This is a genomic window from Mesorhizobium sp. M1338 (assembly GCF_040318045.1).
In the GTDB taxonomy this organism is placed as follows: Bacteria; Pseudomonadota; Alphaproteobacteria; order Rhizobiales; family Rhizobiaceae; genus Mesorhizobium.
Genome location: NZ_JAMYLL010000002.1, coordinates 1 through 14,691, shown reverse-complemented (window position 1 = coordinate 14,691; position 14,691 = coordinate 1). Strand labels below are relative to the sequence as shown.

The window sequence follows — 14,691 nt, the reverse complement described above, 5'->3', positions numbered from 1 at the left end:
CGCATCATGGACTACACCTCTCTCGCAACGCTCTGGGCCACGGTAGCTCTGGTTATCTTCCTTGGCGTTGCAGTCTACATCAGGGTACCTGGCCTGATCGCCAAGGCGCTCGACGCCCGCGCCGACAGGATCAGCAACGAGCTGGACGAAGCGCGCCGGCTGCGCGAGGAGGCCCAGCAGCTGCTCGGCCAGTACCAGCGCAAGCGCAAGGAAGCCGAGCAGGAGGCGGCCGCCATCGTCGCCGCCGCCACGCGCGAAGCCGACATGCTTGCAGCCGAGGCGCACAAGAAGACCGAGGACTATGTCGTCAGGCGCACCGCGCTTGCCGAACAGAAGATCGGCCAGGCCGAGCGTGACGCCATAAGCGAAGTCCGCGCCAGCGCCGTCGATATCGCCGTCGAGGCCGCACGCACGCTGCTTGCCGGCAAGATCGACGCCAAGGCGGGTGCCGAGCTGTTCAAGGCTTCGCTCGCGGACGTGAAGTCGAAGCTGAACTAGACGGTCCGTCTAGCCAATCATCGAAAGCCGCCCGGGAAAACCTGGCGGGTTTTTGTTGTGGATAACCAGATTGGCGGCCGAGGGCGTAATCTCCCTCCTTGAGGGGGAGATGGCCGGCAGGCCAGAGGGGGTCGCCGCGCGTGAAGCGCTGACCTCTTCTTTCGTCGTCGAAGGAGCGTCGAGCCCAGTGAAAAAAGGGGCGCCGAGTCCAGTCGAGCCGACCCCCTCTGTCGCCTTCGGCGACATCTCCCCCTCGAGGGGGGAGATCGGCTGCCATCGCCGTCTGCTCACTCCAATCCGACGAGGCTCTCTTCTTCGGCCACTTCGGTCCCGCCAAGCCTGAACGGCGCAAACGACACGCGGTGCAGCCGCGCTACCGGGCCATGCGCCTCGATCGCCGTGCGATGGCGGACCGTGGCATAGCCCATATGGGCCTCGAACCCATAGCGGTCGTGATGGTTGCCGCAACCGCACATCATGCGGTCACGCATCACCTTGGCGACGATCGAGGCGGCGGCGATCGATTGCGAACGCTGGTCACCCTTGATCAGCGCGCGCCCAGCGCAAGGCAGGCCCGGCGGTACGTCGCGCCCGTCGGCGAGCGCGAGCTTCGGCTGAACCGACAGGCCAACCAGGGCGCGGCGCATCGCCTCCAGGCTTGCCTTGAGGATATTGCTGCCGTCGATGCCCTCGGCGCTGATCGAGGCCATTGAGACCGCCTGCGCGGAGCCGAGAATTCGCAGGAACAGGGCCTCGCGCTGCAAATGGCTGAGACGCTTGGAATCGTCGAGGCCGTCGGGAATGTTGGCGGGATCGAGCACCACCGCCGCCGCGACCACCGGCCCGGCCAGGGGACCGCGCCCGGCCTCGTCCATGCCCGCAACCGGCCACAGACCTTCGGCCATCGCCTTCGTCTCGAAGGAGAAGTCGGGCCTCTCGATGATCTCAAAGAGAGGCGGAGAATCAGAACGCGTGCGAGCCATGTTGCGGCGAGGTTCGCATCGGCTCCGATTCTCCGCAAGTCCCTCCGGGTCGGGTGGGGCGCCGGACCGGGAGGGCACCGTCTGCAAGCCGGGGCAGGCCGGACGGGATTCCTGTGCTGCGGCGGATCGACCACCGCAGCGGATTGCACTTTCAAAGCAGCGTCAGTTGTACCTGATCCTTTCCCGCGGGAACGAACTGGTCGGTCCGCAGCGTGCGCCGTTCGACATTGAGGCCGAGCCGTTTGGCTGTGATCTCAAAGCGCCGGCCGATCTGCCAGGCATAGGGACCGGCGCCCTTCATGCGCTTGCCCCATTCCGAATCGTAGTCCTTGCCGTCGCGCATCGAGCGGATCAACGACATCACGTGACGGTAGCGGTCAGGATAGTGGCGCAGCAGCCAGTCCTTGAAGATCGGGCTGACCTCCAGCGGCAGGCGCAGTAGGACATAACCCGCCTCGCGCGCGCCGGCGGCACGTGCCGAATCGAGAATCCGTTCCATCTCCGGGTCGGTCAGGCCGGGGATGATCGGCGCCACCATGACCGAAGCCGGAATGCCGGCATCCGAAAGCTGCCGGATCGCCTCCAGCCGCTTGGTTGGCGTCGACGCCCGCGGCTCCATCGTTCTGGCCAGCATCCGGTCCAATGTCGTCACCGACAGCGCCACCTTGGCCAGCCCCCGTTCGGCCATGCGCGACAGGATATCGATGTCGCGCGTCACCAAAGCGGATTTGGTGACGATGCCGACCGGATGGCCACGCGCTTCCAGCACTTCGAGGATCTCGCGCATGATCCGGTATTGCTTCTCGATCGGCTGGTAGGGGTCGGTGTTGGTGCCGATGGCGATGGTGCGCGGTTGGTAGCCGTCCTTCGACAGTTCCTTGTCGAGCAAGCGCGCCGCATCTGGCTTGGCAAACAGCTTCGATTCGAAATCGAGGCCCGGCGACAGGCCCATGAACGAGTGCGTCGGCCGGGCAAAGCAATAGACACAGCCGTGCTCGCAACCGCGATACGGGTTGATCGAACGGTCGAAGGAAATGTCGGGCGATTCGTTGCGGGTGATGATGGTGCGCGGTTTCTCGACCTGCACTTCGGTCTTGAAGGGCGGCAGTTCCTCCAGCGAGTTCCAGCCATCGTCGAACACATGCCGGCTGACCGGCTCGAACCGGCCCGACGGATTGATGCCCGCCGACCTGCCGCGGTTGCGGTCCGGACGGACACGCATGCCACTCTGCTCGATCATCGCATTGGCCATCCCGGCCCGTCCAGCTCCGAAAGCCGCGATGTCGGCGCGCACGATCTGTTCCATCTTCGCCCGCTCCCAGGGACTGTCGGTGTTGTGTCGAATCGCTCTGTTCATGAAATTATTCCTATTTTGTTGATGAGAACAAAGCAAGAACTTTTTGTGCTTCGCTGGATAACTGGCGCCGTGCCGCGCTTTCCGCTATTCGGCTAATGATGCTCAGTGTTCTCATCGAAACGTGCAATGACGAGGAAGGCCTTACCCGCACGCTCGCCTCGCTGATTGGCGGCGCCGTCGAGGGCGTGGTGCGTGACGTCATCGTCTGTGACACCGGCTCAACCGACCAGACGCATCGTGTGGCCGAGCATGCCGGTTGTCAGTACGTGACGGGCGGCATCGCGGTGGGGATTCGGCAAGCCAAGGGGGACTGGTTGCTGCTCCTGGAGCCGGGCGCACGATTGATGGAGGGCTGGATCGACGCGGTCGTCGACCATACGGCCAGGCAAGCCACGGCGGCACGGTTTTCGCGGGCGCGGGGCAGCCGTACGCCGTTCCTGGCTCGCGTCTTTTCCCCAAACCGCGCCTTGGCCGATGGATTGCTGATCAGCAAGCGTCAGGCCGCGGCCAAGAGTGCCGTCAGCGCCGAGGCCATCGCCCGCGGCCTAGCGACAAAGCGGCTCGAGGCCGAGATATGGGTGGCGCCGGCGAAACAGGAACGTCGCCCCCCGAGGTGATTTTTGCAGCTGCTCTGTCCATTGTGCATTGCACAAAATCTGACCTGAGGTTAGTTTCCCGGTCAGGCGGATGAATTGGGTTTGGGTCATGCCGAGTGATGAGCACCGATACGGAATCGGTGCCGCTCCCCGTAGCCGAGGATCCAATGAACTTTTCAGCCCCCGACAAATCGGCACGGCCAGTCTCGAGGCCATTGCGCGTAACGGCAGCCTGCTGCGGCGCATCGCCGTGCGCATTCCGACCTATCTGACGGACCTGCGCGAAAACCCCGCCTGGCTGCCGATGTTCGTGCTGGCGCGCACCATGCCCGGGCGCCGCATGCATTGGCTGGGCGCAAAGCGCGCCCGTCCGGCCGACAATGCGGGGGATACGATGTTTGCCGGCGTCGACCGTGAAGCGGTGGTCGAAGCGCTGCGCTCCGACGGGTTGTTTTCGGGCCTGGTCTTGCCGCCGGCGATCCATGAAGAGATCGCGGATTTCGCCGGGCGCACGCCTTGCTTCGGCAATTTCGACCGCCGTCTCGAATTCATGCCGGGTGAACATGCCGAAGCCGAGAAGCGCTTTGGCCGCTCGCTGCTCAGCGGGCATTTTTTCGAGCGCATCCTCGATTGCCAGGCGGCGCTCGCCATCCAGCGCGATCCGCTGCTTCTGGATGTTGCCACGCACTATCTCGGCGGCCAGGCAAAACTGATCACGACACGGGTCTGGTGGAGTTTTCCGACGGGTGCCGCCTCGGATGCCGACAAGAACCTCGCCTCACTCGGCAAATATCATTTTGACCTCGACGACTGGCGCATGCTGAAATTCTTTTTCTATCTCAAGCCGGTCGATGGCGACACCGGCCCGCATGTCTATGTCAGGGGCAGTCACAATCGCCGCAGTCTCAAGCATCAGCTCACCCTCCTGGTCGGCCACCCGCGCAAGAGGTTCTGGACGTCTATGGCGAGCAGAGCCCGGTGACGTTGACTGGAGAAGCAGGACTAGGCTTCGTCGAGGACCCCTTCGGCTTCCACATGGGCACTGTGCCGTCGCGGACGCCGCGGCTGATGATGGAAGTCGGCTTCGGCGTATCGTCGCCGTCGCGCCGTCGCTTTCATGGCGAGCCGGTCATCCGCTGAAAAGGAACCATCCGAAGTTCATCTCGACAGGCGTCCAGTGTGTGCGGCGCCTGGCTTGGCGCTGCGCTCGGCTTTCGGCATCGAAGTCGACAAGGACCGGCGCCTGATTGAACCGCTCTCGGTCGTCCAGCGCGTTGATGATGACGATAGCCCTTGCGTCGTCTCTGGCGATTGCATCGTCCTCTCCGGCGATTGCGGCGACATAGACGCCGCAATCCCGGCAGATCAAATAGTCAGCCGTCCTCAGCCCGAACTGGTATTTTTGCAATAGTGCATCGTCCTTGACCGAGATGATCAGTCGGCCATTCGGATCGGCAACGGCGCGCGAACCATGTCTGATACAGAACGAGCATTGGCAGGCGCGAACTTCGATTTGCGATGCATCGAGTTCGGTTGAAAATGCAAGGCGAACGTTGCCGCAATGGCATCCGCCGGTATGCATGGTCATCGTATCCGCCTTGTCGTGATGGCGATGATCGCCTTCACGCAAGGTACTTTTGCGAGATCCGGTTTGGAATGGTGTTTCGAAGGCACCGGTGCTGTTTTGCCTGGCAAACGCGGCGTGGAACCGACGCTTCGCCTCGGCTTCTACGGAGCCGATTTGCCGCGCCGCAAATGCTCGTCCAGGCGCGGCATGATCTCGACGAAGTTGCACGGCATGTGCCGGTAGTCGAGTTGCGCCTTCAGGATGCTGTCCCAGGCGTCCTTGCAGGCACCGGGTGAGCCCGGCAGCACGAAGACGAAAGTGGCGTTGACGACGCCCCCGGTCGCCCGGCTCTGGATCGTCGAGGTGCCGATCTTGTCGTAGGAGATGCGGTGGAACACTTCCGAAAAGCCGTCCATGCGCTTTTCGAAGATCGGCTCCAGCGCTTCCGGCGTCACGTCGCGGCCGGTGAAGCCGGTGCCGCCGGTGGTGATCACGACATCGATATCCTTGTCCCGTGACCACGCCAGAACCTTGTCGCGGATTTTTTCGCGGTCGTCGGTAACGATGTCGCGGGCAGCCAGGATATGACCGGCCTCGGTGATGCGGTCGGCCAGCGTCTGGCCGGATTTGTCGTCGGCAAGGCTGCGCGTGTCGGAAACGGTCAGCACCGCGATGCGCACGGGAATGAGGGAACGGCTCTCGTCAATTCTGGCCATCGGCTCCCTCCGATGCGATGCTGCGCGTCGCCGCGACGAACCAGTCGGGCTGGCGGCCGCGGATCTCGGCGGCGGCGCGCTTGGCGACATTGCCTGTTTCGAACAGGCCGAAGCATGTGGCGCCCGACCCGGACATTCGTGAAAAACCCGATCCAGCTTTGTTAAGCCAGGAAAGCGCCCTGCCGATGGCGGGCTGCATCGCCAGCGCTGCCGGTTCGAGATCGTTGCGGGTGATCTCCAGCCAGTTGCGCAGGCTGTGAAAATCGATGCTGCGTGGCAGCGGCGGCAAGGCTTCGTTGTCGCGACGCGAAAGTGCTGCGAACACATCGGCCGTCGACACCGGCGTGCCTGGATTGACCAGCACCAGTCCCAGCGCCGAAAAATCCGGCACCATCGACAGCTCGTCACCGATGCCGCGCGCGACCAGCGGCTTTGCCGCCAGGCACATCGGCACATCGGCGCCAAGCGAGAGGCCGATCCGCGCCAGCTCGGTGCCATCGATATCCAGGGCCCATATCTCTGCCAGCCCGCGCAGCACGGCTGCCGCGTCACTCGAGCCACCGCCGACGCCCGAGGCAACCGGCAGGTTCTTTTCAAGCCGGATGACGACCGGTGGGGTTTTCTCCAGCCCGGCTTCTCTTCGCAGGGTATCGCGCGCCCTAAGCACAAGATTGCTGGCGTCGACAGGAACGGCCGGCGCGTAGCGGCCTGACATGACAAAATCATCACTGTCGGCCAGCGCGAGTTCGACCCTGTCGCCAAAACGCGTGAACACCGCCAGACTCTCGATCAGATGATAGCCATCGGGACGCCTGCCGGTGACATGCAGCGCCAGATTGATCTTGGCATGCGCATGCCAAGTACGTGAACCGGTGTCGGTGTCCACCGCGTCAGTCACATGTGAAATGGTGCTCAGTCCTTGGCCAGCCGGTATTCGCCGGTCTTCGGATCCTTGACCAGCGTGCCCATCGTGCCGTTGGCCGCCTGCTTTTCGGTGCGCCGTACCTTGGCGGTCACGCGCTCGGCTTCGCGGATGAAGGTGCGATAGCCGAAATAGGCGGCGACGCCAACCACGGTGAAGAAAATGATCTGCGGCATACCAAAACTCCTCCCACGCTGGGCCGGCGAAGGCGGCCGGTCGGGTCGGTTGATGCATGTCGCCCGAAAGTGGATCCGGTTTTGGGAAAACGACATGCATGAAACTACAAGTCTCTCATGCTAGACGGTTTCGCCGATTTTTCAAAGCCCGAAGCGCGCCCACAATGCACGCTCTTCCGCCGCATCGATCACGCCGCTGGCGGCGGCGGCGGCGATGTCTGGCGCCGAAAAGCCCATTCTCGAGCCGAATAGGCCGAAGCGGCCGAGAAGACCGCGCGGCGCCGTGATCAGCCTGAGCTGGGTCTTCTCCCCGAAGCGGGTCTTCAGCACCGTCCGCATGTCGCCGAGCGCATCGACAAGGCCGAGTTCAAGGCCCTTGATGCCCGTCCAGAACAGGCCGGTGAACAGGTCCGGATCGTCTTTCAGCTTGGTGCCGCGCCGCTCCTTGACAAGGTCGATGAACGTGCCGTGCACCTCGAGCTGCAGCGCCTTCAGGCGTTCGACGTCTTCCTTCTTCTCCGGCTTGAACGGATCGAGCACTGCCTTGTTCTGGCCGGCGGTGTGGACACGGCGCTCGATACCGATCTTCTTCATCAGTTCCGGGAAGCCGAACGAGGCCGACACCACGCCGATCGAACCGACGATCGAGGACGGATCGGCGAAGATCTCATCGCCGGCGACCGCGATCATGTAGCCGCCCGATGCCGCGACGTCCTCGACGAAGACCAGCACCTTTTTGTTCTTTTCCGTTGCCAGGTCACGGATGCGCTTGAAGATCAGCCGCGACTGCACCGGCGAGCCGCCGGGCGAATTGATCGATATGGCGACCGCCGGCGCGTCGTAGGAAAACGCCTTCTCGATGAGACCGGCGGTGGAGGCCAGCGACAGGGTTGGCCGGAACTGGCCGCCGGCCATGATGGTGCCGTGCAGCCGGATGACCGGAATGGTGACGACGGTGGAGCGCAAGGATTTCGGCAGCAGGCGGTTGATAAGTCGTTTCACGAGGGCACGGTCTCCGGTCGATGGGTTGCTGGCATGTAGGGATTCCCCGGCCAACAGCAATGTGGGCGCCAGGAATAGCTCAATCTCCGAACAGCGAGGCAAGCCCGTTGGTGATCATTTCACTGCGCTCATCAGGACCGTTGCCCGACTGCGAGTGCAACATCAGCGGCGGGCGGATGGCAAGTCTTCCTCGTGCGCCGAGTGCCGCCCGCACAATGATGCGGATCGCCGCCGCGTCTGGGCGAGAGTGGACGGCAATCATCTCGGTATCGCCGAAGCGCCCTGCGATCGCATCTAGAATGGAACCGAGCTGGTCAGGCCGCGCGATCACGGCAAGCCCGCCGCGCGGCCTGACCACCGCGGCGGCACTTCTGATCCAGCTCTCGAACAGCCCGTCTTCCATGACATGGGCTTCCTTTCGCAAGCGATCGGGCGTGGCGCGGTCCCGTGCGGCGTTGAAAGGCGGGTTCATGATGACGAAGTCGAAGTCGTTGTCGGCGAGGCCGGCGGCCGCCCGCGCCCGGCCCGACACTGTGACATCGGCGACCAGCACGGACGCCCGATCGCTGAGATGCGCATTGCCGGGATGGGCAAGGGTGGCCGCCGCGAAGGCCGCCATTTCCGGCGCGCGTTCGACAAGCACGGCCTCGGCCGCCAGGCAGCGCGACAGCACCGCCAGGCCCGCGGCCCCGGCTCCGGCGCCGAAATCGGCCAGACGCCCGCCAAAGGAAGATGGTACGGACGCCGCCAGCATCATCGCATCCATGCCGGCGCGATGGCCGCCTTGCTTGGGCTGCACGAGCCAGAACCGGCCGCGATGGAAAGCATCGACCGTATGGGCCGGTGTGTCCGGGATAAGGGTGGCCGGCGCGGCGGGCATTATTTTCCACGGATCTCGTTGGCGATGCCGGCGTCCGTCAGGATGCGCCGTGCCGCGTCGGCCTTGTCGGCGTCGACCATGACGCGCCGCGGCAGGATGCCGAGCGAGCCGTCGAGCACGCTCATGTTCTGGTCGGCGACGAAGCAGCCGATGCCGGCATCGCGCATCAGCGATTCGACAAAGGAGATGATGACGGCGTCGTTGGTGCGAATGAGCTCTATCATCGGGCGAAACTCTCAGTTTGCGGCGCTGATGTAAACGGGTAGGCAGATTGCGGCGAAGCAGAACTCCCTGTGGCGCCAGTTGACAGCCTGTCGTCGCCGGCGCGCCAATTCGCCTCTTGCCGTGGATGTACCTGCCGCCCTAGAGTCCATGCAAGGATTAAGGGTGCCGTCGCACGCGTTATACCAAGACGGGAGTGATTGTCGTGGGTGTCGTTCTCAACATCGAAAACGGGAAGCGGGAGCCCGCCTCCATCAAGGACATGATCGATCTGACCGCGGCCGATATGGGGCGCGTCAACGAATTGATCCTGTCCAAGGCCGGCTCCGATGTCGAAATGATCCCCGAAATCGCCAACCATCTGATCTCGTCCGGCGGCAAACGATTGCGGCCGATGCTGACGCTCGCCGCCGCGCAGATGTTCGGCTATTCCGGCGAGGGCCACGTCAAGCTCGCCACGGCAGTTGAATTCATGCACACGGCGACGCTTCTCCATGACGACGTCGTCGACGAGAGCGGCATGCGCCGCGGCAAGAAGACCGCCCGCATGATCTGGGGCAATCAGGCGAGCGTGCTGGTCGGCGACTTCCTGCTCGGCCAGGCTTTCCGCATGATGGTCGATGTCGGCTCGCTGGAGGCGCTTGACATCCTTTCGAGCGCGGCCTCGATCATCGCCGAGGGCGAGGTGATGCAGCTTGCCGCCGCCAAGAACCTGGAGACCACCGAGGACGAGCATTTCGCCGTCATCAAGGCCAAGACCGCCGCGCTGTTTTCGGCGGCGGCCGAAGTTGGCCCGGTCATTGCCCAGGCGACGCGCAACGACCGTGCCGCGCTGCGCTCCTACGGCATGAATCTCGGCCTAGCCTTCCAGCTGATCGACGACGCGCTGGACTATGGCGGCACCAGCAAGGATCTGGGCAAGAATGTCGGCGACGATTTCCGCGAGGGCAAGGTGACCTTGCCGGTCATCCTCGCCTATAGGCGCGGCACCAAGGCCGAGCGCACCTTCTGGAAGCGTGCCATCGAGGACAATGTCATCGACGACGCCGGCCTGGAAAAGGCGATCGGCCTGATGACACGCCACGGCGCCATCGCCGACACGATCGGGCGCGCCCGCCATTTCGGCGAGATCGCCCGCGACGCGCTGGCGCCGCTGGAAGCGACGCCGCAGAAATCCGCGCTGATCGACGTCATCGATTTCTGCATCAGCCGGGTGAATTGAAGGCTGGCTTTCGCGACGCTCCCTCTGGTTTGCGCTGTGGGCAGGTAAGTTGTGAATTCAGTCTCGCCGTCTCGACAAGCTGCCCCGTCGCAAATTATCTATAAAACATGGCAAAGGGCACGGACGACACCATCGCGGTGCGCATCAGCAAGGTGCTGGCGGACCGCATCATCTCCGGCGCGATCGAGCCGGGGGCCAGGCTTCGGCAGGATCATATCGCCGAGGAATTCCAAACCAGCCATGTTCCCGTGCGCGAAGCCTTCCGCCGGCTCGAGGCGCAAGGGCTGGCCGTCAGCGAGCCACGCCGTGGCGTGCGTGTCGCGTCTTTCGACCTGGGCGAGGTCAAGGAAGTCGCCGAAATGCGCGCCGCGCTCGAAGTGCTGGCGCTGCGGCACGCCGCGCCGCACCTGACGTCGGCCATTCTCGACCTGGCCGAGGAAGCGACCAAGGCCGGCGACAAATCCCGCGATGTCAGGTCATGGGAAGAAGCCAACCGCTCCTTCCACCGCTTGATCCTGGCGCCATGCGGCATGCCGCGCCTGCTCGCCACCATCGACGATCTGCACGCGGCGAGTGCCCGTTTCCTGTTCGCGGCTTGGCGCTCGGAGTGGGAGACACGCACCGACCAGGATCATCGCGCGATACTCGCCGCCTTACGGCAGGGAAACACCGAATCGGCAGCCGCGACACTGGGGCGGCACGTCCAATGGATTGGCCGCAAGCCTGTCAGGACGGCTGCCGGGACGACGCGAGAAGCCTTTGCCATCGTAGGCTAGGACGACCCTTTGCGCAGCCAGGGCTTGCTATCTCCGAGGAATTGTGGATTCGATAATAGATCGAAAACAGAAATTATCTATAATTTGCAATCGATCAAAGGAATCCCGATGACAGACGTCGCATTCTCGGCCAGCAAGCCGTCGTTCAGCCCGCTCCGGCTTCAGGGCCGCTCTCTTGCCTGGCAGGTTGGAGCCGTCGTGCTCGGGACGCTGTTCCTGGCGCTGTCCTCCTACATCGAAGTGCCGATGGTGCCGGTTCCGGTGACCATGCAGACCTTCGCCGTGACATTGATCGGCGCGCTCTATGGCTGGCGGCTTGGCGCCGTTACCATCGCCGCTTGGCTGGTCGAGGGCGCGGTCGGTTTCCCGGTGCTGGCCGGGGGCGCCGCCGGCCTACAGCATTTCGTCGGGCCGACCGGTGGCTACCTCTTCGCATTCCCGGTCACCGGCGCGCTGGTTGGCTGGCTCGCCGAACGCGGCTGGAACGGCAATAGCGTCGTGCTCGCCTTCATTGCCATGCTGCTCGGCAACCTTGCTTGCCTGGTTCTCGGCACCATGTGGCTCGCCGTCATGATCGGCGCCGAACAGGCCATCACGTTCGGATTTCTGCCTTTTCTGGTCGGCGGCTTGCTCAAGTCGGCGCTGGGTGCCGCGACACTCATGGCCCTTCCCGGCAGGGCTAAGCCGGCCAATCCGTGACGATCAGGCTGCGCGCCCATCACCTCCTTTGCCTGCTCACTTATGTGGGCAAGGGATACAGTCCCGCCTTCACCGCCAACTACGATCGCGTCGCGGAGCGCCTGAGCCGGGGCGAGGACGTCCTCCTCGTTTCCGGCCCTGACGATGTCTGCGGCCCGTTGCTCGACGAGGCGGAACCGCATTGTCTCAACGAGAGCGTCGTCCAGCGGGACCGGCTCGCGGCACAGGATTTGGAGGAGTTGCTGGCGCGCCCAATCCGGGTCGGCGCCAGCCTCGATCTCGACGCCGCAATCCTGGTCCAGATGCGGCAGGCGTTTTCGGCTGGCCGCGTGCGCAAGGCTTGCGGCGGCTGTGAGTGGAATGATCTGTGCGGCACGATCGCGGCCGGCGGATATGGCGACACGCTGGTGCAGTGGTCTGCCTCGCCGGGTGAGCGCTGAAATTGGCTCCGAGCCCAGGTCGAATCTGTGATATATTCGGCTCCGCGCAGGGCCGTGGCCGGAATTCAAAATCGGAAAACTGTCCCTTGTCGCCATGGTTTGTTAATCGGGTGCCCGGATTGTGAATTCGAGGCGGATTGAAGCGCGACCCCAAAAAGGCCATGCTTTATCACGAAGATGGAGTCTACGCCGATCCCGCTGATGCGGAGATGGCGCCTGGCTGAAAGGGATACGATGCGGCAAGGACGTGCGCGCTGGCTGACAAGGCTGGCAATTGTGACCGGCATGGCGATCTCGGCTCTGCCGGCCTATGCCAAGCAAACCACCGAACCGGTCAAGATCACGTCTTTCTCGGGCGCCTATCTGGCGGCCCGGATCGCCGAAGGTGACAACGACCTCGACAGCGCCATCGCCTACTACAAGCAGGCATTGGCCTTCGACCCGAGCGACACCAGCCTGCAGCAGAGCCTGATGCTGTCGCTGATCGCGCAAGGCCGCTTCGACGAATCCCTGGTCTATGCCGACAAGCTCAAGGAAGTTCCAGACGTCGAACGCTTCTCGCGCCTGGCACTCGCCGTTGATTCCTTCCACAAGAAGGATTTCACCAAGGCGCAGTACTGGCTCAAGCTGTCGCTGGAATCCGATCTCGACCGGCTGATCTCCGGGGTCATGTCCGGCTGGGCCCAACAGGGCGCCGGTGAGGCCTCCGATGCGATGGCCTCCATCGACAAGCTCCAGGGGCCGGATTGGTTCGGCCTGTTCAAGTCGTTCCATCGTGCACTGATCGCCGATGCGTCCGGTATCCCCGAAAAGGCCGAGGCGATCTACGCCGCGACCATGCAGGATACGGCCGCCGGTGGTGCGGCTCCCGAAACCTGGATGCGTAATGCGCAGGCCTACGCCTCGTTCCTGGCCCGCAAAGGCGACAAGACCAAGGCAATGTCGGTGCTCGATCAGGCCGAGACGTTTTCGCCCGGCAAGCTGGAAATCGTCGCCTTGCGCGACAAGATCGCCAAGGGAGACAAGATCGCGCCCTTCGCTGCCGGTCCGTCCGATGGCGCCTCCGAGATTCTGCTTGATCTCGCCACCGCGCTCAACCGTGGTGGCGGCGAGCCGTTCGTCCGTCTCTATCTGCAGTATGCTCTGGCGCTGAAGCCCGACAGCGATGCGGCGCTGGTGCAGCTCGCTGCAGTATCCGAGCAGTTGAAGGACGGCGAGGGCGCCATCGCGCTCTATCGGCGGATCCCCGCTACCTCGCCGCTGAAGGAGCTTTCGGACCTGCAGCTCGGCCTCAACCTTGCCGATCTCGACCGTCATGAGGAGGCGATCACCCATCTGAAGGCCTTCGTCGACGCCCACCCCGATGACATGCGCGCCTATCTGGCGCTCGGTGGCGTCTATTCCTCGAAGGATGATTTCCGCTCGGCCGCCAATCTCTACGACAAGGCTGTCGAGGCGCTGAAGACGCCGACCGCGGCCAACTGGAACATCTTCTACCAGCGTGGCATCGCCTATGAGCGCCTGAAGGAATGGCCCAAGGCCGAGCCGAACTTCCGCAAGGCGCTGGAACTGGTCCCCGACCAGCCGCAGGTGCTGAACTACCTCGGCTATTCCTGGGTTGACATGAACATGAACCTCAAGGAAGGCCTGGCGATGATCCAGAAGGCCGTCGATCTCAGGCCAAGCGACGGTTACATCGTCGATTCGCTGGGTTGGGCCTATTTCCGCCTCGGCCGGTTCGACGATGCCGTGCGCGAAATGGAACGCGCCGTGTCGCTGAAGCCGGAAGACCCGGTTCTCAACGATCACCTTGGCGATGCTTACTGGCGCGTCGGCCGCAAGCTGGAAGCCACCTTCCAGTGGAACCAGGCCCGCGACCTGAAGCCCGATCCCGATGTGCTGGCCACCTTGCAGCAGAAGCTGATGAAGGGCCTGCCGCCGATCGAATCCAACACGGCGCAGGAAACCCCGAAGGTCAAGCCAGAGCCGGTGCCCGCCCCGAAGGGGTGAAGTAAGCTATTTCATGTGAATGCGAACAGGGCTCTTTCAGAGCCCCGTTTTCGTTTGGGCCACATGCGCTCGTCCAACGCGCGCTGATTTGCGGAAGCGGCCTCAAAACATCTTCCGTTCGGGGCGGGCGGGCAGGGCTTCGAATCCAGGTTAACGGCAAAGCCCTCCCAGCAGGGTCTCAAGATATCTGGTGTCCCATCCGGCGCGTTTGCGGCGGAGTTTGATGGATTTCTTGTCTGCTACGGCTCGGACGAGATTGATGGCGAAGTGCCTGACGATGGCCATGTTGTTTGCGCCATGCCCTTTACGAAGGCGCGACTGGTCATCCTTGAAGACGACGTCGAGCGTCCAGTGGAGGGCATTCTCGATCATCCAGTGGCCGCGCACGGCATTGGCGGCCTGTTGTGCGCTGAGCGTTGCGGAGGAAATATAATATCTGGTCTCGATACGGCATCGATCCTTGAGTTCGACATGCGCGGCGACGCGGACGATCGAAGCGGCGGCGGGCAGGCGCAATTCGCCGGGGAAGCGGCGGGTGCCGGAGAGCCAATCGGTTTCGCCGCTGACGGTGACGGTGCGCTGCTCGATGCGGCCATGGGCCTTGCCGAGATCGGTGGAGTGATCG

Annotated in this window: 17 protein-coding genes and 1 pseudogene; 8 read left to right on the top strand and 10 right to left on the bottom strand. The window is 63.6% G+C overall.

Annotated elements, in window-relative coordinates; all coding sequences use genetic code 11:
- Window positions 1-6 precede the first annotated feature (6 nt).
- Window positions 7-498, top strand: coding sequence for a F0F1 ATP synthase subunit B (locus tag NKH19_RS02045; protein WP_352981601.1), 492 nt, complete (start codon window positions 7-9; stop codon window positions 496-498).
- A 287-nt stretch (window positions 499-785) separates the two neighbouring features.
- Here NKH19_RS02045 and rnhB read toward each other — a convergent pair whose 3' ends face one another.
- Window positions 786-1,481, bottom strand: coding sequence for a ribonuclease HII (gene rnhB, locus NKH19_RS02040; protein ID WP_352981600.1), 696 nt, complete (start codon window positions 1,479-1,481; stop codon window positions 786-788).
- A 151-nt stretch (window positions 1,482-1,632) separates the two neighbouring features.
- The gene (locus tag NKH19_RS02035; RefSeq protein ID WP_352981864.1) at window positions 1,633-2,787 is read right to left on the bottom strand and encodes a PA0069 family radical SAM protein; all 1,155 of its coding nucleotides are present in this window, start codon (window positions 2,785-2,787) and stop codon (window positions 1,633-1,635) included.
- Window positions 2,788-2,936: 149 nt separating this feature from the next.
- Here NKH19_RS02035 and NKH19_RS02030 point away from each other — a divergent pair, with 149 nt between their 5' ends.
- Window positions 2,937-3,455, top strand: coding sequence for a glycosyltransferase (locus tag NKH19_RS02030; protein ID WP_352981863.1), 519 nt, complete (start codon window positions 2,937-2,939; stop codon window positions 3,453-3,455).
- Window positions 3,456-3,543: 88 nt separating this feature from the next.
- A pseudogene (locus tag NKH19_RS02025) lies at window positions 3,544-4,574 on the top strand (hypothetical protein).
- Here NKH19_RS02025 and NKH19_RS02020 read toward each other — a convergent pair.
- The 7 genes from NKH19_RS02020 to NKH19_RS01990 form a co-directional block, all read right to left on the bottom strand.
- Window positions 4,564-5,022 (bottom strand): GFA family protein, encoded by a 459-nt coding sequence (locus tag NKH19_RS02020; RefSeq protein ID WP_352981599.1) that lies wholly within the window; start codon window positions 5,020-5,022, stop codon window positions 4,564-4,566. The pseudogene NKH19_RS02025 and the gene NKH19_RS02020 sit on opposite strands and share 11 nt — an antisense overlap.
- Window positions 5,023-5,162: 140 nt before the next feature.
- A complete protein-coding gene (moaB, locus tag NKH19_RS02015) occupies window positions 5,163-5,717 on the bottom strand; it encodes a molybdenum cofactor biosynthesis protein B (protein WP_352981598.1) in 555 nt (184 codons plus the stop codon).
- A complete protein-coding gene (locus tag NKH19_RS02010) occupies window positions 5,704-6,603 on the bottom strand; it encodes a 4-(cytidine 5'-diphospho)-2-C-methyl-D-erythritol kinase (RefSeq protein WP_352981862.1) in 900 nt (299 codons plus the stop codon). Before NKH19_RS02010 ends, moaB begins: the two co-directional genes overlap by 14 nt.
- A gap of 26 nt (window positions 6,604-6,629) precedes the next feature.
- Window positions 6,630-6,815: a hypothetical protein gene (locus NKH19_RS02005; protein ID WP_292185499.1), complete on the bottom strand. Its 186-nt coding sequence runs from the start codon at window positions 6,813-6,815 to the stop codon at window positions 6,630-6,632.
- A 141-nt stretch (window positions 6,816-6,956) separates the two neighbouring features.
- On the bottom strand, window positions 6,957-7,817 hold the full coding sequence (locus NKH19_RS02000; RefSeq protein WP_352981597.1) for a S49 family peptidase: 861 nt from the start codon (window positions 7,815-7,817) through the stop codon (window positions 6,957-6,959).
- Between the two features lie 79 nt (window positions 7,818-7,896).
- Window positions 7,897-8,697, bottom strand: a complete 801-nt coding sequence (locus tag NKH19_RS01995; protein WP_352981596.1) for a tRNA1(Val) (adenine(37)-N6)-methyltransferase — start codon at window positions 8,695-8,697, stop codon at window positions 7,897-7,899.
- On the bottom strand, window positions 8,697-8,921 hold the full coding sequence (locus NKH19_RS01990) for a putative signal transducing protein (protein WP_023759075.1): 225 nt from the start codon (window positions 8,919-8,921) through the stop codon (window positions 8,697-8,699). Before NKH19_RS01990 ends, NKH19_RS01995 begins: the two co-directional genes overlap by 1 nt.
- Window positions 8,922-9,124: 203 nt before the next feature.
- Here NKH19_RS01990 and NKH19_RS01985 point away from each other — a divergent pair, with 203 nt between their 5' ends.
- The 5 genes from NKH19_RS01985 to NKH19_RS01965 all read left to right on the top strand — a co-directional run bounded on the left by NKH19_RS01985 (window position 9,125) and on the right by NKH19_RS01965 (window position 14,066).
- Complete coding sequence (locus NKH19_RS01985) at window positions 9,125-10,141, top strand: polyprenyl synthetase family protein (RefSeq protein WP_352981595.1); 1,017 nt, start codon at window positions 9,125-9,127, stop codon at window positions 10,139-10,141.
- A 107-nt stretch (window positions 10,142-10,248) separates the two neighbouring features.
- Window positions 10,249-10,917 carry a GntR family transcriptional regulator gene (locus tag NKH19_RS01980; RefSeq protein ID WP_352870369.1) on the top strand — a complete coding sequence of 223 codons (669 nt, stop codon included), beginning with the start codon at window positions 10,249-10,251 and terminating at the stop codon, window positions 10,915-10,917.
- Window positions 10,918-11,025: 108 nt separating this feature from the next.
- A complete protein-coding gene (locus NKH19_RS01975; protein ID WP_352981594.1) occupies window positions 11,026-11,616 on the top strand; it encodes a biotin transporter BioY in 591 nt (196 codons plus the stop codon).
- The gene (locus tag NKH19_RS01970; RefSeq protein WP_352981593.1) at window positions 11,613-12,056 is read left to right on the top strand and encodes a DUF1284 domain-containing protein; all 444 of its coding nucleotides are present in this window, start codon (window positions 11,613-11,615) and stop codon (window positions 12,054-12,056) included. The genes NKH19_RS01975 and NKH19_RS01970 overlap by 4 nt, the downstream gene beginning before the upstream one ends.
- A 234-nt stretch (window positions 12,057-12,290) precedes the next feature.
- Window positions 12,291-14,066, top strand: coding sequence for a tetratricopeptide repeat protein (locus tag NKH19_RS01965; RefSeq protein ID WP_352981592.1), 1,776 nt, complete (start codon window positions 12,291-12,293; stop codon window positions 14,064-14,066).
- Window positions 14,067-14,216: 150 nt separating this feature from the next.
- On the opposite strand, the gene NKH19_RS01960 is transcribed toward NKH19_RS01965, so the two are convergent.
- Window positions 14,217-14,691 (bottom strand): ISAs1 family transposase (locus tag NKH19_RS01960; protein ID WP_352981591.1); only part of this gene is annotated, 475 nt, incomplete at its 5' end.

Excerpts from the sequence above, each read along its gene's own strand:
- NKH19_RS02045 (WP_352981601.1), top strand. The coding sequence starts at position 7 with ATGGACTACACCTCTCTCGCAACGCTCTGGGCCACGGTAGCTCTGGTT.
- rnhB (WP_352981600.1), bottom strand. The coding sequence starts at position 1,481 with ATGGCTCGCACGCGTTCTGATTCTCCGCCTCTCTTTGAGATCATCGAG.
- NKH19_RS02035 (WP_352981864.1), bottom strand. The coding sequence starts at position 2,787 with ATGGAACAGATCGTGCGCGCCGACATCGCGGCTTTCGGAGCTGGACGG.
- NKH19_RS02030 (WP_352981863.1), top strand. The coding sequence starts at position 2,937 with ATGCTCAGTGTTCTCATCGAAACGTGCAATGACGAGGAAGGCCTTACC.
- NKH19_RS02020 (WP_352981599.1), bottom strand. The coding sequence starts at position 5,022 with ATGACCATGCATACCGGCGGATGCCATTGCGGCAACGTTCGCCTTGCA.
- moaB (WP_352981598.1), bottom strand. The coding sequence starts at position 5,717 with ATGGCCAGAATTGACGAGAGCCGTTCCCTCATTCCCGTGCGCATCGCG.
- NKH19_RS02005 (WP_292185499.1), bottom strand. The coding sequence starts at position 6,815 with ATGCCGCAGATCATTTTCTTCACCGTGGTTGGCGTCGCCGCCTATTTC.
- NKH19_RS01995 (WP_352981596.1), bottom strand. The coding sequence starts at position 8,697 with ATGCCCGCCGCGCCGGCCACCCTTATCCCGGACACACCGGCCCATACG.
- NKH19_RS01990 (WP_023759075.1), bottom strand. The coding sequence starts at position 8,921 with ATGATAGAGCTCATTCGCACCAACGACGCCGTCATCATCTCCTTTGTC.
- NKH19_RS01980 (WP_352870369.1), top strand. The coding sequence starts at position 10,249 with ATGGCAAAGGGCACGGACGACACCATCGCGGTGCGCATCAGCAAGGTG.
- NKH19_RS01975 (WP_352981594.1), top strand. The coding sequence starts at position 11,026 with ATGACAGACGTCGCATTCTCGGCCAGCAAGCCGTCGTTCAGCCCGCTC.
- NKH19_RS01965 (WP_352981592.1), top strand. The coding sequence starts at position 12,291 with ATGCGGCAAGGACGTGCGCGCTGGCTGACAAGGCTGGCAATTGTGACC.